The organism is Parafrankia irregularis (genome assembly GCF_001536285.1).
In the GTDB taxonomy this organism is placed as follows: Bacteria; Actinomycetota; Actinomycetes; order Frankiales; family Frankiaceae; genus Parafrankia; species Parafrankia irregularis.
Map to the genome: position 1 here is coordinate 90,114 of NZ_FAOZ01000018.1, position 20,906 is coordinate 111,019.

General features: G+C 73.1%; 14 protein-coding genes. 7 read left to right on the forward strand and 7 right to left on the reverse strand.

Annotation, left to right across the window (positions count from 1 at the left end; genetic code table 11):
* Positions 1-43: 43 nt before the first annotated feature.
* Positions 44-1,234 (reverse strand): site-2 protease family protein, encoded by a 1,191-nt coding sequence (locus AWX74_RS23990; protein ID WP_091281200.1) that lies wholly within the window; start codon positions 1,232-1,234, stop codon positions 44-46.
* Positions 1,235-1,436: 202 nt separating this feature from the next.
* Here AWX74_RS23990 and AWX74_RS23995 point away from each other — a divergent pair, with 202 nt between their 5' ends.
* From AWX74_RS23995 to AWX74_RS24005, 3 genes are all read left to right on the forward strand, one after another.
* The gene (locus AWX74_RS23995; RefSeq protein ID WP_091281202.1) at positions 1,437-2,531 is read left to right on the forward strand and encodes a RecB family exonuclease; all 1,095 of its coding nucleotides are present in this window, start codon (positions 1,437-1,439) and stop codon (positions 2,529-2,531) included.
* 249 nt (positions 2,532-2,780) lie between these two features.
* Entirely contained in the window at positions 2,781-3,938 is a 1,158-nt protein-coding gene (locus AWX74_RS24000; protein WP_091281206.1) for an ABC transporter ATP-binding protein, read from the forward strand.
* A gap of 3 nt (positions 3,939-3,941) precedes the next feature.
* The gene (locus tag AWX74_RS24005; RefSeq protein ID WP_091281208.1) at positions 3,942-6,470 is read left to right on the forward strand and encodes an ABC transporter permease; all 2,529 of its coding nucleotides are present in this window, start codon (positions 3,942-3,944) and stop codon (positions 6,468-6,470) included.
* Between the two features lie 129 nt (positions 6,471-6,599).
* Here the strand turns inward: AWX74_RS24005 and AWX74_RS24010 are convergent, their stop codons facing one another.
* Positions 6,600-7,286: an HAD family hydrolase gene (locus AWX74_RS24010; RefSeq protein WP_091281211.1), complete on the reverse strand. Its 687-nt coding sequence runs from the start codon at positions 7,284-7,286 to the stop codon at positions 6,600-6,602.
* 337 nt (positions 7,287-7,623) lie between these two features.
* Here AWX74_RS24010 and AWX74_RS24015 point away from each other — a divergent pair, with 337 nt between their 5' ends.
* Entirely contained in the window at positions 7,624-8,466 is an 843-nt protein-coding gene (locus tag AWX74_RS24015; RefSeq protein ID WP_006545928.1) for a PAC2 family protein, read from the forward strand.
* A 35-nt stretch (positions 8,467-8,501) separates the two neighbouring features.
* Here AWX74_RS24015 and AWX74_RS40860 read toward each other — a convergent pair whose 3' ends face one another.
* The 4 genes from AWX74_RS40860 to AWX74_RS24035 all read right to left on the reverse strand — a co-directional run bounded on the left by AWX74_RS40860 (position 8,502) and on the right by AWX74_RS24035 (position 12,844).
* Complete coding sequence (locus tag AWX74_RS40860; RefSeq protein ID WP_193209701.1) at positions 8,502-9,767, reverse strand: DivIVA domain-containing protein; 1,266 nt, start codon at positions 9,765-9,767, stop codon at positions 8,502-8,504.
* Positions 9,768-9,770: 3 nt separating this feature from the next.
* On the reverse strand, positions 9,771-11,060 hold the full coding sequence (gene mshC, locus AWX74_RS24025) for a cysteine--1-D-myo-inosityl 2-amino-2-deoxy-alpha-D-glucopyranoside ligase (protein WP_091281214.1): 1,290 nt from the start codon (positions 11,058-11,060) through the stop codon (positions 9,771-9,773).
* A 102-nt stretch (positions 11,061-11,162) separates the two neighbouring features.
* Positions 11,163-12,017, reverse strand: coding sequence for an SCO1664 family protein (locus tag AWX74_RS24030; protein ID WP_091281217.1), 855 nt, complete (start codon positions 12,015-12,017; stop codon positions 11,163-11,165).
* The gene (locus AWX74_RS24035) at positions 12,014-12,844 is read right to left on the reverse strand and encodes a histidine phosphatase family protein (protein ID WP_091281221.1); all 831 of its coding nucleotides are present in this window, start codon (positions 12,842-12,844) and stop codon (positions 12,014-12,016) included. Before AWX74_RS24035 ends, AWX74_RS24030 begins: the two co-directional genes overlap by 4 nt.
* A gap of 263 nt (positions 12,845-13,107) precedes the next feature.
* Between AWX74_RS24035 and AWX74_RS24040 the strand changes: the two genes are divergently transcribed.
* Positions 13,108-15,501, forward strand: coding sequence for an AAA family ATPase (locus AWX74_RS24040; RefSeq protein WP_091281223.1), 2,394 nt, complete (start codon positions 13,108-13,110; stop codon positions 15,499-15,501).
* A 95-nt stretch (positions 15,502-15,596) separates the two neighbouring features.
* The gene (locus tag AWX74_RS24045; RefSeq protein WP_091281226.1) at positions 15,597-17,489 is read left to right on the forward strand and encodes a glycosyltransferase family 39 protein; all 1,893 of its coding nucleotides are present in this window, start codon (positions 15,597-15,599) and stop codon (positions 17,487-17,489) included.
* Here the strand turns inward: AWX74_RS24045 and AWX74_RS24050 are convergent.
* Entirely contained in the window at positions 17,447-19,081 is a 1,635-nt protein-coding gene (locus AWX74_RS24050) for a glycosyltransferase (protein ID WP_091281228.1), read from the reverse strand. The two genes, AWX74_RS24045 and AWX74_RS24050, sit on opposite strands and share 43 nt — an antisense overlap.
* 284 nt (positions 19,082-19,365) lie before the next feature.
* Between AWX74_RS24050 and AWX74_RS24055 the strand changes: the two genes are divergently transcribed.
* The gene (locus AWX74_RS24055) at positions 19,366-20,844 is read left to right on the forward strand and encodes an NAD(P)/FAD-dependent oxidoreductase (protein WP_091281231.1); all 1,479 of its coding nucleotides are present in this window, start codon (positions 19,366-19,368) and stop codon (positions 20,842-20,844) included.
* Positions 20,845-20,906 lie beyond the last annotated feature (62 nt).

Below are 20,906 nucleotides of genomic sequence, written 5' to 3' on the forward strand. Positions count from 1 at the left end.
CGCGGTCAGCCCACGGCCACCACACGCCCTGCTTTTCGAAACGTCACCGAGAAGAGACCATACGGGCCGCGGCCGCGGGGTCGATCCTGGCCACGAGGTCGACCATCGCCAGCACACCGACCGGCCGGCCGTGCTGGACGACGAGGTACTCCGGAGCGGGAACGCGCTGCACCGCGGACAGCAGCGCCTCGCCCTCGAGCTCGGCCTGCAGGGTCATCCCCGGGCCGATGGTCCGGCTCACCTCGTCGACGGTCGTCCACGGCCGGCGGTGCTGCGGCATCGCATCCACCGACAGACCATTCATGATCTTGACCGGCATGCCGCCCCGGTCGATGACGGCGACGGCCGTCGCGCCGACCTCCTGCGCCCGCCGAAGCGCCTCGCCGAGCGGTACCGCGCCCTCTACGGGCAGCGTGCGCCGGGCCAGCCGCCCCGCGGACAGGCCCGGAAGCCGCTCCCGCACCTTCGTGAGCCGCAGCGACTGGTAGGCCCCGAAGCCCAGGAAACCGGCCAGGAGGTACGCGTAGAAGGCGCCGAACCCGTCCGAGCTGGTCAGCGTGCCCCACACCACCAGCGCCCCGGCGACGACGAAGCCACCGTAGGCCCCGGCCCGCTGGCCGCGCAGCCTGTCGTGCCCGATCGCCCACACCGCGGCGACCACCACGCGACCGCCGTCGAGCGGGAGGCCGGGTGCCAGGTTGAACACGAACAGCGTCAGGTTCGTGAAGCCCAGGTAGAACAGCACCGTTCCGATGCTTCCGTCGTCCGGGACGGCCAGCAGCCCCAGCCAGCAGAGGCCGGCGAGGACGCCGTTGACGGCCGGGCCGACGAAGGCGATCAGGAACTCGCGACCAGCCGACGGTGGCTCGGGCTCGAACTCGGTGAAGCCCGCGAACCCGTGAATCGTCACCGACCGGACCCTCAGCCCGAAGCCCTGCGCGGTCAGCGCATGCCCGATCTCGTGCGCGAGCAGCGACAGGACGAAACCCACGGACACGATGACGGACAGCGCGAGCACGTGCTCGTCGGTCGCGGACGGCAGCCGGTTCCCGATCGTGCCGACCAGCAGCGAGGCGACCAGTGCCGCGAAGACCAGTGCCATCGGCGACACGAAGATCGGGACGCCGTGCACCGCGCCGACCCGCAGCCCCTGCGGACGCTCGGCCGGGCGCCGCTCGGGCGGCTCGGTCGCCCCCGATGCTCTGCGCTGCCCCGGACCGGGCTGACCCTCCATAGGTGTAGATGCTACGGACCAACCGGCGCTCTGTCCGGTCCGGATGACGCCCCTCCTCCCACAGATGCCCGGTTGCTCCCGGTGGGCTGCGTCACGCCCGGTTCGCGGGCAGGGCTGGCGCCACGGTCGTTCGGGACACCGCGACCGGCACCGGCACGAGCCGGGACCGATCGTGTCGGTGGGGCGTTCTAGGGTCGGACCCATGAGCACAGGACCGGCCTCCGCCCCACCTGTTCCGACTGCCGACGCACCGGCTACCGATGCCCAGGCGGCGGAGGTCACGGCGGCCGAGGACACGGCGGCGGCGAGGCCGGTGTCCGGCACGCCGGGTGCCGCCGGCCGGGGCGCCGAGGGTCGTTCTCCCGGGCAGCTCGGAGGGCAGCTCGGAGGGCAGCCCGGCCGGGCCGGGGATCCGCCGGTTCCGTCGGTTCCCTCGCAGGGCCCTCGTCCGGTGGCCTCGCTGTCGCCTTCTCGGGCCGCCGACTTCGTCAACTGCCCGCTGCGCTACCGCTTCCGGGTGATCGACCGGATCCCCGAACCGCCGAGTGAGGCGGCGACCCGTGGCACGGTGGTGCACGGGGTGCTCGAGCGGCTGTTCGATCTCCCCGCCCGCGAGCGCACCCAGCCGGCGGCGGCGGGCCTGGTCGAGCCGGTCTGGGCGGACCTGCTGGCGAGGGACGCGTCGCTGGGCGGTCTGTTCACCGATCCCACCGCGCTGGCGGCCTGGCTGGACAGCGCCCGCGACCTTCTCACCGGCTACTTCACCCTGGAGGACCCTCGCCGGCTCGCGCCGGCGGCGCGCGAGCTGTACGTCGAGCACGTTCTCGGGTCCGGCCTGCGGCTGCGCGGCTACGTCGACCGCCTGGACGAGGCGCAGACACCGCAGGGCACCGCGCTGCGCGTCATCGACTACAAGACGGGACGGTCTCCCGGCCCGGCGTTCGAGGGCGCGGCGATGTTCCAGATGCGCTTCTACGCCCTGGTCCTGTGGCGTTCCCGTGGTGTTCTGCCGCGGGAGCTGCGGCTGTACTACCTGGGCGACCGCACCTGGCTGCGGGCCGCTCCGGACGAGGACGAACTGCGGGCGACCGAACGCCGCATCGAGGCGCTGTGGGCGGCCATCGCGCGCGCCCACCGCACGGGCGACTGGCGGGCGACCCCGGGCCGGCTGTGCGACTGGTGCGACCACAAGGTGCGCTGCCCGGCCTTCGGCGGGACGCCTCCGCCGCTGCCGGAAAGCGTGGCCGAGGTGCCGGTCGACGACGGCGCGCCCGCGGTGTGTGAGGCCGATGGCTGACCGGTCGGCGGCGCCGCCGGGAGCGGTCCACACCCGCAGTGTGGTCACCGGGCGTGACCGGTGGGAGCATGTCCGGAATATCCGGCAGTACGGCCCAAGGCCGGGCCGGTTACCGTCAGCTGCGAACATGTCAGGCGGAAAGATGTTGATCTTACCTTCCGCGTTGTTCGTTCGGAGCCCCCGGACCGGAGGCGCCGCACGGGCAGCACCCGCCGGCCGGTGACGTAGTACGCGACTTGGAGGAACGCAATGGCCCGACGCCCCGCATCGGACCACCCGCCTGCCCGCCGTGGCTCCGGCCGCCGGCAGGGCTCAGCCGCGCGCGCCTCCAGGCTCACCAAGGTCTACGGCTCGGGCCCCACCGCGGTGACCGCTCTGCGCGGTATCGACCTGACCTTCCCCTACGGCAGATTCACCGCGATCATGGGCCCGTCCGGCTCGGGCAAGTCGACCCTGATGCACTGCCTCGCCGGCCTGGACCCGGTCACCTCCGGGCGGGTCTTCATCGGGGACATCGATCTCTCCCGCCTGGGCGACCGGCAGCTCACCCAGCTTCGCCGGGACCGGATCGGCTTCATCTTCCAGCAGTTCAACCTGCTGCCCACGCTCACCGCGGCCGAGAACATCACCCTGCCGCTGGACATCGCGGGCCGCCGGCCCGACAAGAAGTGGATGCGGATGGTCGTCGAGGCCGTCGGTCTGGAGAAGCGGCTCGGCCACCGCCCACCGGAGCTTTCCGGAGGGCAGCAGCAGCGGGTCGCCTGCGCCCGCGCGCTCGTCACCCGGCCGGAGATCATCTTCGCCGACGAGCCGACCGGCAACCTCGACTCGCAGTCCGGTGCGGAGGTCCTGTCGTTCCTGCGCGACTCGGTGCGTGAGCTGGGCCAGACCGTGGTCATGGTCACCCACGACCCGACGGCCGCCTCGTACTCCGACGAGGTGATCTTCCTCGCGGACGGTCGTCTGGTCGACGCGATGGCCGAACCGACCCCGGACGCCGTCCTCGACCGGATGAAGAACCTGGACGCGCTCGCCCGCGGAGGTGCCGGCACCCACCCGGACACCGAGTTCGACGACGGGCCGTTCGACGGCGGGCCGCCTCGGCCGCGGTCCGCGCGCACCCAGCGGACCCCCGTCGACGCCGACCACGGTGACTACGACGCCCCGGATGACGAGTACCCCGGCGATCTGACGCCCGGCTACGGCGCGGCCGGTCACAGCAGGTCCGACTACAGCGCGTCCGACTACAGCGGGTCCGACCGTGGCCCCGCCGATCGCGGCCTGTCCGGCTACGCGGCGCCGGGCCCCACGGACACGGCTCCCGTCGACTTCGGCCGCCCGGACCCGCGCGGGGGTCGCCCCGATGGGCCGGCGATCGGCCGGCCCCAGCCGGGTGGGTGGTCCTGAGGGATGCTGCGCGCGACGCTGCGGAGCCTGCTGGCCCGCAAGGTCCGGTTGATGCTGTCCGTGCTCGCGGTGGTCGTGGGCGTCAGCTTCGTCACCGGCACGCTGGTCCTGACCGACACCCTGAACCGCACCTTCGACACCCTCTTCACCGACATCAACAAGAACGTCAGCGTCTCGGTCCGCGCTGTCAACGCGGTGGGCAACCAGGACATGAACAGCCGGCGCCCGGTGGACGCCTCGCTGGTGCCGACCCTGGCCAAGGTCGACGGGGTCGCGGCCGCGAACGGCGTGGTCCGCGGGACGGCGACGCTGATCAACCCCGCGACGGGCGATCCGTTCTCGAGCGGCGGAGCGCCGGGCATCGGGGTGAACTGGAGCGGCGACTCCCCGACCAGCGCCGAGACGATCGCCGACGGTCACGCCCCGACCGGCCAGGAGATCGCCGTCGACAAGGCGACCGCCGACAAGTACCACCTCACCCTCGGGCAGAAGCTCTCCGTACAGACCGCCGCGAACCCGGAGGAGTTCACCCTCGCCGGCACGTTCCGCATCGGTGGCGAGGACAGCATGGGCGGCGCCATCGTCACCGTGTTCGACACGGCCACAGCGCAGCGCCTGATGCTCGCCCCTGACAGGTTCACCTCGATCAACCTCGCGGCGGCCGACGGGTTGACCCAGGAGCAGCTGCGGCAGCGGGTCGCCGCGGTGCTCCCCGCCGGCATCGAGGCGATCACCGGTACGGCCCTCGCCGAGGAGAGCGCGAGCGCCGTGCAGGACGCCATCGGAGGCTTCTCCACATTCCTGCTCGTCTTCGCCGGCATCGCGATGTTCGTCGGCGCGTTCATCATCTTCAACACCTTCACGATGCTGGTCGCGCAACGCGTCCGTGAGCTGGCGCTGCTGCGCGCGATCGGTGCCAGCCGCGGCCAGGTCCAGCTCTCCGTCCAGCTCGAGGCGCTGATCGTCGGCTTCATCGGCGCGACCGTGGGGCTTGCGCTCGGAGCGCTGCTCGCGGTGGGGCTGCGGGCGGCCGTCGGGGCGTTCGGGGTGTCGCTGCCATCGAGCAGCCTGGTGTTCCAGGCCCGGACGATCCTCGTCGCCTACCTCATCGGGCTGCTGGTCACCAGCGCCGCCGCGTTCGTGCCCGCCCGCAAGGCGGCCACGGTGCCTCCGGTGGCCGCGATGCGCGAGACCTACGTGCTGCCCACCAGGTCGCTGCGCACCCGGGCGATCGCCGGCGGTGTCCTGACCGGGCTCGGCGCCATCATGGTCGTGGCCGGGCTGACCACGGGCGAGTCCGCGAACGCGACCGTCGTCGGGGCCGGCGCCGCCTTCGTCTTCCTCGGCATCACCACGCTCTCCCCTCTGCTCGCCCCGCCGGTGACGCGGATCGTGGGCATGCCGCTGCGTGCGCTGTTCGGGACCAGCGGCCGGATCGGGCAGGAGAACGCGATCCGCAACCCGCGGCGCACCGCGTCCACCGCGTCGGCGCTGATGATCGGCCTCGCGCTGGTGAGCGCGTTCGCCGTCCTCGGGCAGTCCATCAAGGAGTCGGTGCGGGAGACGGTGTCGAGCAGCCTCGGCGCCGACTTCTACGTGTTCGGGGAGAACTACGCCAGTTTCAGTCCGGAGGTCGCCAAGGGCCTGAAGGACCTGCCCGGCGTGGCCACCTCCAGCGGCGTGCGCAGCACCGCGATCAAGCTGGGGTCGAAGACGTCGTCCGTCACCGCCGGCGATCCCGCGGGCCTGCGCCAGCTACTGGCGATCAAGCAGGTCGACGGCGACCTCAGCGCACTCGGGGACGGTTCGGTTCTCATGGACGAGAAGATCGCCCAGGAGCAGGGCCTGCGGGTCGGCGCGCCGGTACCGGTCACGTTCCCCGACGGCACCACGAACCTGACCCTGGTCGGAACCTACGAGGAGAGCACGATCGCCGGTCCGGTCCTCATCACCACCGGCGACTACGAGAAGCACTCCGGCAACAACCTGGATCTGTTCGTGATGGTCCAGAGGGCCGACGACGCCGACCCGGCCGCGGTGCGGGCCGAGATCGACAAGGTAGTCAAGCCGTACGCCAACCTGAAGGTCAACGACCAGAGCGAGTTCGTGGCCGAGCAGGAGAAACAGGTCGACCAGCTGCTCGGGTTCGTGTACGTCCTGCTGGCCCTGGCCGTGGTCATCGCACTGTTCGGCATCGTGAACACCCTCGCGTTGTCGGTGATCGAACGCACTCGCGAGATCGGCATGCTGCGCGCGATCGGGATGACCCGGCCGCAGATGCGGCTGATGGTGATCGTCGAGTCCGTGATCATCGCGATCTTCGGCGCGGTGCTCGGCGTGGTCGTCGGCAGCTTCTTCGGCTGGGCGCTCACCGGAGCCCTGGAGAGCCAGGGCGTGAGCACCTTCGCCTATCCCGTCGGCACCATCATCGCCGTGATGATCGTCGGGGCGCTGCTGGGCGTGCTCGCCGCGGTCTTCCCCGCCCGCCGCGCTGCCCGGATGGACATCCTGCGCGCGATCGCCTCGACCTGAACGGGTGATCGCCATGACCGTGGTGAGGCCGTCAGGCGTAGTTCAGGCCGGTACGCCGGTACGACGTCACCTGACGTCGGTACGACGTCACCTGACGTCGGTGCGCGGTCAGGTGACGTCGGTGCGCGGTCAGGTCGCGTCGGAGCGCCGGACGAGGCCGGCGAGCAGCGCCAGGTCGACCTCGTGCAGGTTGGCGACCCGGGCCTGGACGGGCGGGAGGTCCTGGCCGGCCGGGATCGGCATCGACGGCACGAGGACCGTCACGCAGCCGGCGGCGACACCGGCGGCCGCGCCGGTGAGGCTGTCCTCCAGCACGACGCAGGCGGCGGGGTCGACGCCGAGCAGCCGGGTGGCGGCCAGGTACGGGTCGGGGTGCGGCTTGCGCCGCTCGACCTCGTCGCCGGCGACGGTCACGGTGAAGTGCCGCGCGCCGAGCAGGGCGACCACCGGGTCCACCAGGGACCGGAACGAGGAGGAGACCAGCGCGGTCGGCACGCCCGCGGCGGTGAGGACACCCAGCAGCTCCGGCGCGCCCGGCTGGGGGATGATCGCCCCCGGCTCCCGGAAGAGCTCGGCCGACCGGCGCAGCAGGAACTCGGCGGTCGCGGGTTCCTCCGCAGCCGGGGCTCCCAGCATCTCCAGCATGATCGGGACGGCGGTGTCGATACCGTGCCCGATCATGGCCTGCTTCATCTCGGGGGTGAACTCCCGGCCCAGGCGCGCGGCCGCCTCATGCTCCGCGATCGTCCACAACGGCTCGGTGTCGACCAGCAGACCGTCCATGTCGAGCAGAACCGCCGCCGGCAAATCACTCACAGGATGTCGTCCTCCGAAAGGTCCGCGGCCGCTTGGGACGCTTCCGGAAGGGTACCGGGACCGGGTCGAAAGGCCGCCCGCGGGCCACCGGGGAGCCCCGCGGTGACCCGTCGTCACCCAGGTGGCGCCTGTGCGGCATACCCTCTCCGACGGGACATGACGTTGTGGAACACCCGGGGCCGGTGACGGCCCCCGGGCCGGGGTTGTTCGGCGCCCTTGAGGCGGAGGTTGCGATCACGCGGCAGACTGGACGACAGACGTTCTCGCGCTCGGCGAGGACGTACCGTTGCCCTGTTACGGGGACTGGGGGCCGCCAGGTGGCGGCAGGAGGTGGTAGGTGATCGAGTTCTCCGGCGTCGGCCAGCTACGGTCGCCGGTGGTCGTGGCCGCCTTCGAGGGCTGGAACGACGCCGCCGACGCATCGTCGGCTGCCGTTGAGCACCTGGAGAACGTCTTCGGCGCTCGGGTCATCGGTGCGATCGACCCCGACGACTACTACGACTTCCAGGTGAACCGGCCGACGGTGAGCGGCACCGACGGCGCCTCACGCAAGATCGCCTGGCCGACGACCCGGCTGTCGGTCGCCCGGCCGGCGAAGTCGGACTCCGACCTCGTGCTGGTGCGTGGGCTCGAGCCGAACATGCGCTGGCGGGGGTTCACCGACGAGCTGATCGAGGCGGTCCACGCGCTGGGCAGCGACATGGTCATCACGTTGGGTGCCCTGCTCGCCGACTCTCCGCACACCCGCCCCGTTCCGATCAGCGGCACCGCCGGCGATCCGGCGACCGCTGCCCGGCTGGGGCTGGAGGCGTCCCGCTACGAGGGGCCGACCGGGATCGTCGGGGTGTTCTCCGACGCCTGCTCCCGGGCGGAGCTGGCATCGGTGTCGTTCTGGGCGGCCGTACCGCACTATGTGGCGAACCCGCCATGCCCGAAGGCGACGCTGGCTCTGCTGCGCCGGGTCGAGGACCTTCTCGACATGGAGATCCCCCTCGGCGAGCTGCCCGACAAGGCGAAGGCCTGGGAACGGCAGGTGGACGAGCTCGCCGCCGGCGACTCCGAGGTGGCCGAGTACGTCCGCTCGCTGGAGTCACGCGAGCCGGAGACCGCCCTGCCGGAGGCGAGTGGCGACGCCATCGCCCGGGAGTTCGAGCGTTACCTGCGCAGGCGGGGCGAATAACCGCACACCTCGCGCCCGCCGCGGCGGGCGCGAGGTCACTCCTCGACGATCTCGGCGTCGATGATGTCCTCCTCGCGCGCCGGCCGGTGACCTGCCGGGGGCATGTGCACCGCGCCGGTCGCCGGGCCACGGCCCTGCGCGCCCGCCGGCACGAATCCGCCGGCGGTGCCCGCCGCCGAACTCGGGTTGCCGGCGGAGCGCGGGCCGGGAGTCGAGTACGGGTCCGCCGTGGCGTATGGGTCCGCCGTGGCGTACGGGTCAGTGGCCGCGTACGGGTCGGTGGCCGCGTAGGAGTCCGCCGCCGGGTAGGGCTCGGCGTCGGCGACATCGCGCTGCTGGCGGTGCCGCCCGCGGCGGGCGGCCGCGGCCGGGCCCGCGCGCCCGCCTGCCGTCGCGTGCCGGACTCCCCCCACCGCGAACCCGGACGGGGCGGTCGCCTGCGCGCCCATGTAGCCGTCGGTGGCGAAACCCGCGCCGGGACCACCCGTTCCCGGCTGCGGGGCTGCTGGGGCGGCGGTGGCCGTCCCAGTGGCGGCTCCCCCCGTGGCGGCCGTCCCGGCGGCTCCACCGGAACCAGCGGCTCCACCGGTGGAGCCGGTGCCACCGGTGCCGGCGGGCCCTGCCGCCGCGGCGCCGGTGGCGGCACCGCCGGTTGCCGCGGCGCCGGTGCCGTGGCCGACGTGGCCCGCCAGGCCCTCGGGTGCGAGCCCGGAACGGACGAGATCGGTGACGGCACGGTCGATCTCGTCCTCGCCGAGCAGTCGGCGCAGCCGCAGGACGGCGCCGACGATCTCACCCTGCTGGCGGCGCAGCGCGTCCAGCGAGTGCGTGCCGCGGGCGATCTCGGCCTCGAGGTCCTCGTGTCGGGTGAGCGCGAGCCGGCGGCTCTCCTCGACCGCGTCGAGCAGGAGCTTCTCCGCCTGCTCGCGGGCCTCGCGCACGATCGGATGGTTGGCGCCGGCCTCGGCGACGGCCTCCGCCAGCGCCGACTGGGCGATCTGGCGGGCCGCGCCGAGGATCTCGTCCGCCTCCCGCTGCGCGATCTCGAGCATGAGCCCGATCCGCCCGCCTGCCTGCGCGGGGACGCCCTCGGCGAGGCGGGCCTGGGCCTCCTGGCGGTCACGCTCGTGGCGCAGTGCCGATTCCGCCGCCGCCAGCCGGGACGTCACCTCGCTCGCGTACCGCCACAGGACACCGACGTAGTCGTCGACCTGGCGGCGGTCGTATCCCTGGGCGACCTCGTCGAACGTCGGCCGCTCCATGCCGGCGCCGGACTCTTCCCGGCGGTGGTGCGCCCCCATGGGCTACGTTCCTCTCGGTAGGCCCGAACCAAGATCAATACCGAGCAACGCATCGACGATATCGCGGACGGTCACCGACTCCAGCACGTCTGTTCCCCCCGATGCCCCCGAAGCGCCCACACCGGCACCGCCAGCACCGAGCGCGGCCGTCACCCACTCGTCGACGGCGGTGACGGCTCCCGGTGCGTCGAGGCCGTCCGCCAGCCGATCCCGGACCACGGCGAGCAACCGGCCGGCGTCCGGCGCGGCGGGTGCGGGCAGTGCCGCCGCGGCCCGCCACCGCCGCACCATCAGGTCGGCGGCCGGCAGGTCCGCGGGCGTCCACTCCCACTCCACGGTGTGATGATGATGCAGCAGTGCCAGCCTGATCGCCGCGGGGTCCGCGCCGCCCGCCAGCAACCGCGAGACGAACTCCAGGTTCCCCCGGGACTTCGACATCTTGTGGCCGTCGAGGCCGACCATGGCCGTGTGTACGTAGGCGCGGGCGAACGGCGCCGCGCCCCCCGCGACCTCGGCGTGCGCGGCGCTGCACTCATGGTGAGGGAAGACGAGGTCGCTGCCCCCGCCCTGGATGTCGATCGGGGCGCCGAGATGGTGGCGGGCGATGGCGGAGCACTCGACGTGCCAGCCCGGCCGGCCCGGGCCGAACGGAGACGGCCAGGACGGCTCCCCCGGCCGCTCGGCGCGCCACAGCAGCGGGTCCAGCGGGTCCTTCTTGCCCGGCCGGCCGGGGTCGCCGCCGCGCTCGGCGGACAGCGCCAGCATCTGCGCCGGGCTCAGCCTGGCGACCTCGCCGAACTCCTTCGCCGAGGACACCGAGAAGTACAGGTCGCCCTCGACCGAGTAGGCCGCCCCCCGCTCGACCAGCTGGCCGATCATCTCGACGATGAGCGGCACGGCCTCGACGACGCCGACGTAGTGGTCGGGCGGCAGGACGCGCAGCGCGGTCATGTCCGCGCGGAACAGGTCGATCTCGCGGCGGGCGAGGTCACGCCAGTCGATGCCGTCGCGGTCGGCGCGCTCCAGCAGCGGGTCGTCGACATCCGTCACGTTCTGGACGTAACGCACCTCGTGGCCGGCGTCGCGCAGCACCCGCTGCACCAGGTCGTAGGTGAGGTAGGTGAACGCATGGCCCAGGTGCGTGGCGTCGTAGGGGGTGATCCCACAGACGTAGAGGCTGGCTGTCGGACCCGGCCGCAGCGCCCGCACCCGTCCGCTCGCCGTGTCGAGGACACGCAGGTCGCGACCCTGTCCGGGAAGCCTGGGAAGCTGGGGAGAGGGCCACGCGTACATGCGTGTCAGGGTAACCGCGCCGAAGCGGGCTGCGGGACAAGCTGGGCTGGCTCGCCCGAGACCGGGACGCACCGCCCGGCCGGTCGGAAAGCGCGCCGCTGATCAGAAGGGCGGCCAGGGTATGGCCGGCCAGTCCGCGGACGGCATCGGGAAGCGGCGCCGGGCCAGCAGCCGCTCGACCCTCGCCTGGAGCGCAGCCAGTTCCGCGGTGGTGAGCAGAGGCGTCAGACGCTCACCCAGATCGCCCCCGAGGGACTCGCTCAGGCCACGGAGCACGGTGCACTCCCGCGCGGTCAGCCGCTCCCCCCGCCAGGTCCACAGCAGGGTGCGCAGCTTGTCGTCGGTGTGAAACGTCACACCGTGATCGATGCCGTAGACCCGGCCGGACGGCGCGGGCAGCAGGTGCCCGCCCTTGCGGTCCGAGTTGTTGATGACCGCGTCGAACAGTGCGATGCGCCGCAGCCGCGGATCGTCCGAACGGGTCAGCTCCACCAGGTCCACAGTCGTGTCGACGTCGATCCAGAGCTGCACCATCCCCTCACCGAAGGGGCCCGGACGCATCACCGTGGGCGGGACGATGCCCGGGTCCATCGCCTCGGAGACCTCGTAGGCCGCCAGCTCCCGGGCGGCCAGAGTGCCGTCGGGGAAGTCCCAGAGCGCACGCTCGCCGCGCACCGGCTTGTAGACACACCGCGCGCTGGTGACCCGGCCGGCACCGTCACCACCGGGATCCGCACCGGCACCGTCACCGGCCCCAGCCGCGACATCCGCGACGGCGCAGTCCAGGCGGATCTCGCACAGCAGGGTCGCGTTGCTCGCGTCGACGAGCCGGCCGGTGATCTCCAGCTCGCCGGACCGCAGCAGCTCCAGCGCCTGCGACGCGTCCAGCCCGCCGCTGTCGAGCGGATCCAGCGCAGGGCCCTCTCCCGGATCGGGACCGGCCGCGGAAATGCTCACGGCTCCAGTCTCGCCGCCGGCGGCTGCTGGGGGGACGGGTGCCCGCCCGATGCGGCCCTCACCACCGGGGCCACCCCGGCGCCACCCCCGATGATCTCGTCCTCGCCCGGTGCGGCCGACGCGCCGTCGGCCCCCGACCCGCCCTCCGTGACCGCGCCGGCGGACGGCGCCGGGGCGGCGGGCGGCGGCAGGAGATCAGCCACGGAGCCGCCGATGTCGTTGATCCGCCGGACGAAGGGCCGGTGCTCGCCGTAGCGCACCACGGTCAGCGAGCACGGATCGACGGTGATCCGGTGGTACATGTCCAGATGCATGCCGAGCGCGTCGGCGACCACGGTCCGGATCACGTCACCGTGTGAGCACAGCAGCCAGGTCGCGTCCGGCCCGAGCCGCGCGTTCCACTCACGCACCGCGTTGACCCCGCGGGCCTGGGTGTCGCGCAGCGCCTCGCCGCCCGGGAAGGTGATGGCGCTCGGCTGACTCTGCACGATCTTCCAGAGCGGGTCGCGGGCCAGGACGGCGAGCTCCTGCCCCGTCCAGTCGCCGTAGTGGCACTCCCCGACCCGGTCGTCGGTCTGGACGGGCTGGCGCCCGCCCGTGACGGCGGGCCCCGCCGGACGGCGCTCGGCGATCGCCTGGGCGGTCTGCTGGCAGCGGTCGAGCGGGCTGGACACGATCGCGGCCAGCGGGATCTCGGCGAGGCGATCGGCCAGCGCGGCGGCCTGCGCCCGGCCGCGGTCGTCGAGGCCGACGCCGGGAGTCCAGCCGAGCAGGATCTTGCCGGTGACCTCGGTGAGACCGTGCCGGACCAGCAGGACGGTGGTCAACCCTGACTTCTCCTTCACCAGTGCGGGGCGCGTACCCGCAGCGGACACCAGCGGACACCGGCAGGCACACGGGTGGGGCTGCCGGTGCCGAGCACCGGCAGGCGGCTGCCAGGCCGGACACACGTACCAGGTCAGACGCGACGTGCCCGCCAGCCAGAGGCCGACGTCACGACGCGTGATCGGACCACCCGCGGACCACCTACCGCACCACGCTACCGAGCGGGCGTACCCGGAGCTCCCGACGCCGTCGTTACGCTTCGGCAATGCCCGAAGACGCCGTCGACATCCCGCTTGCGCCCACCGCCGACCCTGGCGGGCCGGCCTCGCCCGCGGCGGGCGCGGGTCCCGACGACGGGGTCGTCTTCGCGGCCTTCTGCGCCGCCGGTCTCTGGCCGGGCCTGGGCCGGACGACCGCCGGCCGCCTCGGCGAGGCCGGCATCGAAGGCCGGGCGGACGTCGACCTGGCCCGGCTGTCGGCGGTGCCCGGTGTCTCCGGGCCGCGGGCCAGGCGCCTGCTCGACACGTTCCGCGCGGCCGAGGCCACCTACGCCGCGGTGGAGCTGCTCATCGCGGCTCGGCTGCCGGCCCGGCTCGCGCGCGGCCTGAGCGAGGCGCTGGGCCCCGCGGCGGTCGACGCGCTGCGCGCCGACCCCTGGTCGCTGCTGGACGGCGGTGAGGCCGAGCTCGGGGACGCCGACCGCTTCGCCCGTTACTTCGGGCTGGGCCGCACCGACCCACGGCGCGGCCCGGCGGTCGTCACCCACCTGCTGGGCCGGGCCGCCAGCCGGGCCGGTGACACCGCCGCCGAGGTGGCGGCCGTGTCCCGAGCCGCGGCGGGTGAGGGGGTCACCGACCCGCTGGCGGCGTTGACCAGCGCACTCGAGGTCGGCCGGGTGGTCCAGGTGGACGACCGGGTGGCCCTGGAGCGGTTCGCGATGGCCGAGCAGGCGATCGCCGAGGGGGTGGAACGCCTGCTCGCGACGGCGGAGCCCCTGCGCGCCGACGGCGAGGACGGCCAGGCCCGGCGGCGCCGGCGGGCGGCCTCCGGGTCACCCGGGGACCCGGCGCTCACGCCCTCCGGCGGCGCCGCCTCCGAACTCCCGGCGCCGGAGCCCCGGTCGATGTTCGACGATGACGAGGCCGACGACGACGAATCCGATGGCGACGGTCCCCATGACGACGAGGCCGGCACCGGGAGCGGGAGCGAGGTCGGCGACGGCGACGGTGCGGCCGGTCCGGCGGCACCCGGTGCGGCCGGTGGCCCACGGGGCGGGTCGGCGGACCCGGGTGCGGCCGCTGACCACGCCGTCGCCGGTCTGGACGAGATCCAGCTGCGGGCCGCGCGCACGGCGCTCGAGGCCGGCGTCAGCGTGCTGACCGGCGGACCAGGTACGGGCAAGAGCCGCACCGTGGCCGCGGTCGTCCGGCTGGCCGAGGCCGCCGGAGTGGAGGTGGCGCTCGCCGCGCCGACGGGGCGGGCCGCCAAGCGGCTGGAGGAGCTGTGCGGCGCCCCGGCCAGCACCCTGCACCGCCTGCTCGGTGCCCAGGGCCGCGGCGGTGGCTTCACCCGCGACGAGCACAACCCGCTCGAGGCGGACCTGGTGGTCGTCGACGAGACCTCGATGGTCGACGCCGAGCTCGGCGCGGCGCTGCTGGACGCGTGCGCGGACGGCACCCATCTCCTTCTCGTGGGTGATCCCGCCCAGCTGCCGAGCATCGGGCCGGGCCAGCTGCTCGCCGACCTGCTGGAGTCCGAGATCGTTCCCGTCACCGAGCTGACCCGGCTCTACCGGCAGGCGGACGGTGGCGCGATCGCGACGATGGCCGCGGCGGTCCGCCAGGGCGAGCTGCCTCCGCCGCCCAGCGGCCCCGGCCGCGAGGTCGTCGTCGTGCCTGCGCGTACCTCCGGCGAGGCCGCCCACCGGGTCGTCCAGCTCGTCACCGACTCGATCCCACGGGCGCTGGGCATCCCGTCCACCGAGGTGCAGGTCGTGACCCCGGTGCACGGCGGGCCGGCCGGAACCACCGCGCTGAACACCGCGCTCAAGAAGGCGCTCAACCCCGGCCCCGGTGAGGTCTCCGGGTTCGATGTGGGCGACCGGGTCGTGGCGACGGCGAACCATCTGGACCTGGGGTTCGCCAACGGCGAGATCGGCGTCGTCGTGGCGCTCGGTGAGCGGGGCGCGCTGCGGGTGGCCTTCCCCGGCGGGGAGCTCGACATCCCGTCGCACGGTGTGGTGGACCTGCGGCACGGCTGGGCCGTCACGGTGCATCGTGCCCAGGGCAGTGAGTGGGCCGCCGTGGTGGGGGTGTTCCCCCCGGAGGCCGGTCGCATGTTGAACCGCCCGCTGGTCTACACGGCGATGACCCGGGCCCGCAGTCATCTCTCGATCGTCTCGGTGAACGGCCCGGCGCTGCGCGCGGCGGTGCGTGACGCCGGCGGGCGGCGGCGGGCGACGCTGCTGCCCGCGCTGCTGGCCGGTGGCTCGGTCGACCCCTTCGGCCCGGGTGTGGACGATGACGAGGACGCCTACGACGACACCGACGAGCTGCCGGCCGACGACACGCCGAACGAGAGCGGCCGGCGCAGCCCGAGTAGCCGGGCCGACGCGCTGGCCGTGCCGGCGCAGGCCGGTCCGCGGGCGGGATCGGCGTGAGGCGAACGTCATGAGGCACAGGACTGCCAGGAAACCTGTCATGAAGCTGTCGCGGGGCGCTGAACCCGACCTGACGAAGATCGCGTGGCACACGAATGGGTAGCGTTCGGGTGGTGAGCCCTGACGACCTGCCGACCGGGCAGGTCGGGAAATCGTCCTCGGCGCCGGGCACCAGCTCGGAACCGGGGCAGGCACCGGTTCTGGAGGCCCACGAGACGGGCGAGGCGCCGGCCGCGGCCGAGACACCCGCCCACGGTTCCGTGCTCGCCCAGCGGGTGCCGATCGAGCTGGCGGGGCCGGGTGAGCAGGCCGTGCCGGTCAGGCAGGCCGCCACGCCGGCCGACCCGCGGGAGTCCGCGCGGCGACCCGCTCCCGAGGGCGTCCGACCGGGGTGGTCGCAGCGCTGGGCGGCCGGGCTGGGACTGGCCCGGCAGTGGACGGTGGCCGCGGCACCCCAGCTCGTCCTCGTCGGGACGCTGCTGGCGGTCGTGACCGGTGCCGTGCTCCGCTTCGCCACGCCGAGTCACCTGTGGCTGGACGAGTCGCTGACCGTCGGGATCGCGTCCCGGTCGGTGCCCGACCTGCTCGAGGCGCTCCGCCACGACGGCTCGCCGCCGTTGTACTACCTTCTGCTGCACGGGTGGATCACGCTGTTCGGTGACGGCGACGTCGCCGTCCGGGCCCTGTCCGGTGTGCTCTCGCTCGCCACGCTGCCGCTGGCCTGGCTGGCCGGGCGGCGTGTGGGCCGCTATGCGACCGCGCTCGGCAACGGTGGGCCGACAGCCGAACAGCGCGTCGGGCGCGCCGCCCTGCTGCTCTTCGCGTGTTCGCCGTACGCGATCCGCTACGGCAGCGAGGCGCGGATGTACTCGCTGGTCGTCCTGCTGGTGCTGGTCTTCGGGTTCGCGGCGATCGGGGCGCTGAACCGCAGCAGCCCGTTTCGGCTGGCCCTGCTGACGATCGCGACGGCCGCCCTGGTCTACACGCACTACTGGACGTTCCTGCTGGTGTTCACGGTGGCGGCGTTCCTGCTCGTGCAGGCGCGTCGCCGGCCCGGCTACCTCCGCCCGGCGCTGCGCGCGTTCGCCGCGATGGCGGCCTCGGCGTTGCTCTTCGCGCCATGGATGCCGGTGTTCCTCTTCCAGATGCTGCACACCGGGACGCCCTGGGCACCGCGGGTGCAGGCTCAGGTACTGCTTGACACCGTCTTCGACTGGGCCGGGCCGCAGTCGACCGGGGCCCTGCTGGGCGTCATCCTGCTCGGCGGCGCGCTGATCGGGCTCACCGCCAGGCCCCTGGGCCGCGAGCTCCACGTCAAGATCTCCGGGCGCACGCCGGGCCGGTACCTCGCGGCGATCTGGCTCGTTCCGCTCGTACTGGCCTACTTCGTCAACATGTTCGGCGGCAGCGCCTACGCGGAGCGGTACACCGGCATCGCCCTGCCGGCCTGCCTCCTGCTGGCCGCGCTGGGCATCGCCCACCTGCCTGTTCACCGCGCGTTCGTGGCCGTGCTCGTCATCGCCTCGGTCAGCGGGCTGATCGGCGGGTACCAGCTCGCCCGCACCGAACGGACCCAGGCCGGTGAGATCGCCGACCGGATCGCCCGGATCGCCCGGCCGGGCGACGTCGTCGCCTACTGCCCGGACCAGTTGGGCCCGGCGGTGCACCGGGCGATCGTGCGCCGCGGCGACATCGACGTCCGGGAGATCGTCTACGCCGACGAGACCGGCCCCGCCCTCGTCGACTGGGTCGACTACGCGGACCGGATGAAGCGCGCGAACGGCGCGGCCTTCGCCGCCGAGGTGAACGGGCTCGCCGGGCCCGACCACGCCGTCCTGCTCGTGCGGGCCGATGGGTACCGATTCCTGGAAGGTGCCTGCGCGGTGGTCTCCGACCAGCTCGCGGCGCTGCGCGACCGTGCCTTGCAGGTCGAGAAGCGCAATCTTTACGAGGGCGCGGCGTTGGAGCGGTTCTCCACTCTGCGCTGACCGGCCGCGGCACGCTGACCGGCTGCGGCACGCTGACCAGCCGCGGCACGCCGAGGCCGCGCCCTGAGCTGCGGCGGGGCCACGAGATGGCCCCGCGCGGCCGCCGTGCTGGTCGCCGCCAGGACGAGCAGAGCCATCGGCAGCGTGTAGTGGTTGAAGAAGGTCTGCTTGTTCATCAGATCCAGCCCGAGCAGGACCACCGCCGAGCCCGCGCAGAAGCCTGCCGCGCCCCCGCGGGCCCGCCAGGCCAGCAGGTAGCTGCCAGCCAGCACGGCGGCGGTCGCGCCGAAACCGAGCGTGATCCCGAAATGGTGGGCCCAGCCCGGCAGCGAAAGCGAGTGGTCGAGCACCGGGTAGTCGAGGTTGGTGCGGACGGCGTCGGCGAAGAAGTCCCGCGGTGCCGCCACGATCCAGGGCGCCACCACCGCGAGCCCGAGGCCGGCCGACGCCAGCGCCCGGCGCGGGCCGAAGGCCGGCCAGCAGGCCGCGACCGGCAGGAGCAGCGCCACATGCTGCTTGCTGGCCAACGCCAGCGCGAGGGCGACCACGGCCAGCCGGGTGCGGCCGGTGGTGACCGCCCGGACCATCACGGCGAGGGCCACCACGAGCAGCGGCTCCGTCCACGACTGCTGGAGCGCGTACATCGACTCCGGGAACACGACGAGCAGGAGCGGAAGGAGCCGGGTGACGCGCGGGCCGGTGCCGGTGCCGGTGGACACGTCCGTGCCCGGGCCCACGGTGCCGCGCCCGGCGCCGCGCGGGCGGGCGATGACCGCCGCGCAGGCAACCGCCAGAAGCAGGCCGTACCGGACGTCACCGAGTACCCACCGAAACGGCGCCAGCAGCAGCGAGGTGCCCGGCAGGTAGGGGTAGACGTCGAAGAGCCCGCCCGCGGTGTGGGCGTAGGTCACCGGGTCGGTCCCCCACTGCTGGCGATACATGTTCTCGCCGTCGGCCAGCCCCGACGTCGAGCCCTGCAGCAGGTGGAACACGTCGATCCGGGGCCGCGGCGAGGCGACGATCGTGGCGACGCCGGCGGCGACGGCGAGGCCGAGCACCGCCCAGAACACCCAGGACCGCGCCCACCACGGCCCCCGGCTCCCGGCCAGGCCCAGGCCCACCCTGGCCCCCACGCCGGGCCCGGATCGCGCAGCGTCGGCGCCGGCCGGACCTGCGGGCCTGGCCGTGCGGGCGGCGCTGAGCAGTGCTGCCCCGGCGAGCAGCCCCGCGGCGGCCGCCAGGACGTCCGCCACGGCCGCGGCCGGGCCCGTGGCGTAGTAGCGAGGGTGACGCACGAGCGGGCCGGCTGCGACCACCACGCCACACAGGACGATCACCGCCCGGGGGGCGAACAGTGCCGCGGTGCCACCCCACCCGCGCCGCGACGTCGGGGACCCGCCGCCCGGTGTGAGACCCACCACCCTGGAAGCGGCGAGGGCGGCCACGGTCGCGGCGGCGCCCAGCAGCACCATGACGAGCGCGAGGGGGCTGTACCTGCCGTCCGACAGGCTGATGCCAACCGCGCAGCCGCACCAGCCGGCCAGGAGCAGCGCCGGCTCCGGAGCACGCGGGGTGGGCAGTGCGCGAGGCATGTCCGCACCATGCCAGAGCGCCCGGCGGGTCGGCCGCCGAGGTCAGGCACACTGGAGCGGCGCCGCCCGGGCAGGGCCCACCGCATCAGGTGTGCCGGGCCGATATCGGTGCCCCACCGGGGGGTCCGGTGAAGCGGCGGTAACTCCCATGCGAGACTGCCCCGGAGGCCGGATGCGAAGGTTCCGGCACCGGGAGGGGTCCAGCCAGCCGCGGGCGCGAAACGCGCCGCCTGTGCGTCCCCCGACTGACCACGGACGATGTTGTTGAGGAGAGGTCCGGCACAGTGACCGAAAAGCCAGAGGTAGTCGTCATCGGAGCCGGGCCGGCCGGTCTCTCCGCCGGCTGGGAGCTGATGAAGCGGGAGATCCCCGTGACGATTATCGAGGGTGACTCGGTGGTCGGCGGAATCAGCCGCACGGCCGAGCGGGACGGCTGGCGTTTCGACATCGGTGGCCACCGTTTCTTCACCAAGGTGCCCGAGGTCGAGAAGCTGTGGCACGAGATCCTGCCAGATGAGGACTTCCTGCTCCGGCCGCGTTCCAGCCGCATTTACTACAACAACAAGTTCTTCGACTACCCGCTGAAGCCAGGAAACGCGCTGGGTGGCCTGGGCGTGCTGGAGGCGGCGCGTTGCATCGGCTCCTACGCGGCGGCCCGGGTACGCCCGCCGAAGGACCAGTCGAACTACGAGAACTGGCTGGTCGCGCGATTCGGCTGGCGGCTCTACCGCACCTTCTTCAAGACCTACACCGAGAAGGTCTGGGGCGTTCCCGTCAGCGAGATGCCCTCCGACTGGGCCGCTCAGCGGATCAAGAGCCTGTCCCTGAGCAACGCCGTCATCAACGCGGTGCTGCCGAAGCGCAACCAGACGGACATCACCTCCCTCATCGAGGAGTTCCAGTACCCGAAGTACGGGCCGGGAATGATGTGGGAGACCGCCGCCGACAAGATCACCAAGCAGGGTGGCCGGATCGTCTTCGAGGAGAAGGTCAAGAAGATCCACCACGAGAACGGCAAGGCCACCGGTGTCACGACGGTGGTCACGGGCGGCTATGGGCCCGGCGCGGGCGCGCCGGAGTCGTCGCGGACGGACATCGGCACCGAGTACCAGTACACGGGTGACCAGTTCATCTCCTCGATGTCCTTCTCCTCGCTGGTGCGCGTTATGGACCCGCCGGTTCCGCCGCGCGTCCTCGCCGCCGCGAACGCTCTGAAGTACCGCGACTTCCTCACCGTGGCGCTGGTCGTTCCCGAGTCGGCCGGGTTCCCGGACAACTGGATCTACATCCACTCCCCGGACGTCAAGGTCGGCCGCATCCAGAACTTCTCGTCCTGGTCGCCGTTCCTGGTGAAGGACGGCAAGACCTGCCTGGGCCTGGAGTACTTCGTCTTCGAGGGCGACGAGATGTGGAACTCGTCCGACGAGGACCTGATCGCGCTGGGCACCCGGGAGCTGGCCCGGCTCGGCCTCGTCCGCGCCGGCCAGGTCGAGACCGGCTACGTCGTGCGGATGCCCAAGGCGTACCCGTACTACGACACGGAGTACAAGAAGAACGTCGACATCATCCGCGGCTGGCTTGAGGACAACGCTCCCAACGTCCACCCGGTCGGCCGTAACGGTATGCACCGGTACAACAACCAGGACCACTCGATGCTCACCGCGATGCTGACGGTTGAGAACATCATCGACGGAAAGTCCCACGACGTCTGGGAGGTCAACGTCGAGGAGGACTATCACGAGGAGTCCTCGAAGCGCGCCTAGGCGACGCGCGGCGGCGTCTGGGGCTCCCTCCGTGACACGGCCGGGGGCTCCCGACGAGCGCG

Excerpts from the sequence above, each read along its gene's own strand:
- mshC (WP_091281214.1), bottom strand. The coding sequence starts at position 11,060 with ATGTACGCGTGGCCCTCTCCCCAGCTTCCCAGGCTTCCCGGACAGGGT.
- AWX74_RS24045 (WP_091281226.1), top strand. The coding sequence starts at position 15,597 with ATGGGTAGCGTTCGGGTGGTGAGCCCTGACGACCTGCCGACCGGGCAG.
- AWX74_RS24050 (WP_091281228.1), bottom strand. The coding sequence starts at position 19,081 with ATGCCTCGCGCACTGCCCACCCCGCGTGCTCCGGAGCCGGCGCTGCTC.
- AWX74_RS24040 (WP_091281223.1), top strand. The coding sequence starts at position 13,108 with ATGCCCGAAGACGCCGTCGACATCCCGCTTGCGCCCACCGCCGACCCT.
- AWX74_RS23990 (WP_091281200.1), bottom strand. The coding sequence starts at position 1,234 with ATGGAGGGTCAGCCCGGTCCGGGGCAGCGCAGAGCATCGGGGGCGACC.
- AWX74_RS24005 (WP_091281208.1), top strand. The coding sequence starts at position 3,942 with ATGCTGCGCGCGACGCTGCGGAGCCTGCTGGCCCGCAAGGTCCGGTTG.
- AWX74_RS40860 (WP_193209701.1), bottom strand. The coding sequence starts at position 9,767 with ATGGGGGCGCACCACCGCCGGGAAGAGTCCGGCGCCGGCATGGAGCGG.
- AWX74_RS23995 (WP_091281202.1), top strand. The coding sequence starts at position 1,437 with ATGAGCACAGGACCGGCCTCCGCCCCACCTGTTCCGACTGCCGACGCA.
- AWX74_RS24000 (WP_091281206.1), top strand. The coding sequence starts at position 2,781 with ATGGCCCGACGCCCCGCATCGGACCACCCGCCTGCCCGCCGTGGCTCC.